The 1966-nt window shown below is 62.8% G+C and carries 2 protein-coding genes and 1 tRNA gene; 2 read left to right on the forward strand and 1 reads right to left on the reverse strand.

Going from position 1 to position 1966, the window contains the following annotated elements:
• Positions 1 to 314: 314 nt before the first annotated feature.
• Positions 315 to 503, reverse strand: coding sequence for an integrase core domain-containing protein (locus ACY45C_RS01240; protein ID WP_462185866.1), 189 nt, complete (start codon positions 501 to 503; stop codon positions 315 to 317).
• Positions 504 to 606: 103 nt separating this feature from the next.
• Here ACY45C_RS01240 and ACY45C_RS01245 point away from each other — a divergent pair, with 103 nt between their 5' ends.
• The gene (locus tag ACY45C_RS01245) at positions 607 to 1122 is read left to right on the forward strand and encodes a hypothetical protein (RefSeq protein ID WP_462185838.1); all 516 of its coding nucleotides are present in this window, start codon (positions 607 to 609) and stop codon (positions 1120 to 1122) included.
• Between the two features lie 426 nt (positions 1123 to 1548).
• Positions 1549 to 1637, forward strand: a tRNA-Ser gene (locus ACY45C_RS01250).
• Positions 1638 to 1966: the final 329 nt, after the last annotated feature.

The following is a 1966-nucleotide window of genomic DNA, read 5'->3' on the forward strand; positions in this document are numbered from 1 at the left end:
TAGTCCACAAAGAATCTTGCCTCAAAAATCTTGACAGGTTCCGGCGTGGGCCGGTCGCACCGACACCGGGTCGGCGGCCCCGCGGTCGCGCGGGGATTCAACTATGCAATAACCGAAGGCCGGGGATTCCTGAGATAATCCATCGGTTCGCGGACCGCAGTAGGTCCGTTGCGAAAAGGTGGCCTTCCGGGAGCCAGAATGAGCATTTTCAAAGTCGGTTTTTCTAGATCTCTTCCTGCTCCAGGACGAAGACGGCTTGGGTGAATGCGCCGACCCGGCGTTGGCTGGAGTGTTTCCGCTTTTTTGGACGCCCTTTAGGCTGCCAGCTGACTGATGTTTCTGTGGCCTGGCTCGTATTCCCTGGGTGTCAAGTACTCGAGGGACGAATGGCGACGTGTTGTGTTGAAGTAGTTTTCTATCCAGTCGGCGGTCTTTCTTTTCAGGTCGACGAGGTGGGCCAGGGGCGGGTGTGGATGAGTTCCTTGTGGTAGAACACGTCTCAGCCGCGTGGCCGGTCACAAACGTGCCGGCCACGCCGTGGCTGACGGTTAAGGTGGAACTGAAGAGCACTGCAAACGGTTTACCCGGGACCCCGAGGTGGGGGACGTGAGCGGTATGGAGTGGAGTTGGCAGCCGTACCCGGACGCGGTCGGTCGCAGGGATCTTCCTCCTGTCGAGCCCGGTCGCATCGTCGGCCTGGGCGCCTTGTGTGATCTGTGGGCGCCGCGCGCCGACGACGGGAGTTCCCAGAGCTTCTCGGTCAGTGAGTTCGTCACGCTGGACGACGGCCGGCGGGTGATCTTGCATGAAGATCGCGGCTTCACCGCCAGCCGGATACTCGGTGATCCAGGTCTTGGCGCGGGCCAGTTCGGCGAGACCCGCGACAGCATCACCCAAGACGTGTTGAACGTCGTACTCCCTGATGGCGAACAGCCCAGTGAGGACCACCCCTGGTCGTGGCTGGCCGACCTGGGGCGGGCGCGCGGTCTGGACGTGACCGCGGACGGGCTGCGAGGCCTTCCGTACGAGGTGGTCCTCACCGACGCGGTGACCCGATGGCTCAGCACCCGAAATCTCAGACACGGAGGTCCAACGTGGTCGGATCAAGGAGAGGCTGAGTGATCGGTGCCGTCTGCCGGTGGGACACCGCCGGGTGAATCGCTGTGGCCAGGGCAAGCAGCGCGATCGCGGGCACCGCGATCCCCTATCTGACAGCATGAGGTAAGACAGCTCCCTGCGTCAGCTGGTTTCCTCACGCTGCCGACGAGGGCGTTCGTCGAACAGTTCGGACCTGCAAGCGCGGCCCGCACCGCGTCTTGATCTTAAAACGAGGATTTCGGCAATGTGCGGGCTACATGCTGGCCTCTCGTCAACGATCGGATCACGGACGCACTGACGGGCCACTGCCCGGCGGCCGATCCGGTGCCGACGGGTGACGTGGCGGACAGCACCGGCGCGGGCTGTGAGATCCTGGAGTCGCACCCGGCGGGCACATGGCGGGCAGACTCCGGCGAGCCGGACGTAGCCTGACGTCGTCTCCGCAGGTCAGGAGGGCTCGCCTAGTGGCCGATGGCGGCGGTCTTGAAAACCGCTACGGGGAGTGATCCTCGTCGTGGGTTCGAATCCCACGCCCTCCGCTTTACCAGGCTTTTTGTCGCCGGAGACAGCTGGCGACGATCAGCCTGGAACAGCTGAAGATCCTTGTGGGCACGAAATGGGCACGCTGGGACGTGACCGGGGATCGCAGCCACCGTCCCCGCTGCGTTCTGCCTCGCTGAGTGCAGCAGGTGGACAGATAGCGTCCCTGTGATGGTTGTCGAGCGGGCCCGGCGGATGCGGGCCCGGCGGGAAATGTGGAGGGTTAGGAGTCGAAATGAAATAACTTGCGCGTTTCGAACCCTCCACAGGCCTGTGACCTGCGATGATGCTCTCGATCACGTATTTGTTACTTCATTACGTCCCCTTA

It is taken from the genome of Frankia sp. CcWB2, from assembly GCF_977927585.1.